General features: G+C 46.2%; 1 pseudogene. It reads right to left on the minus strand.

The window, feature by feature from the left end:
* A pseudogene (locus E3E51_RS13010) lies at window positions 1-364 on the minus strand (RNA-guided endonuclease TnpB family protein); the annotation flags it as partial.

Consider the following 364-nt stretch of genomic DNA (forward strand, 5'->3'; position numbering starts at 1 on the left):
ACGCTTGGCCAATCTTCCAGTCCTTGAACCGCTCATGGTATTTGGCCGGGTAAAACTCTAACTGGATTCGTCCCCTGGGAGTGGAGAGTTTCACGGTTTTATTTTCCAAATCAAGTTTGAACAGGTGGTCGTCCAGCATAATAACTTCTTTCTTAAAAACGGGCTTTCCCTTGGCCTTTCCCTTCTTTCTCCGCTTCCTAAAGCTTTTGAATATTGCCGTCGCCATCTGGCAGGCCGTGTAAAGGTAATGACTTGGCAGTTCCGGATACTCCTTTCGAAGGCTCTTGTAGGTCTCCTTTTTCAGCCGGTAAAAGCTGGTTACATTGTTCTCAAAAGCGTGAGTGATGAGAAAGTTCACGATTTC

The sequence above is a fragment of the Thermococcus sp. 21S7 genome (assembly GCF_012027615.1).
Lineage (GTDB): Archaea > Methanobacteriota_B > Thermococci > Thermococcales > Thermococcaceae > Thermococcus.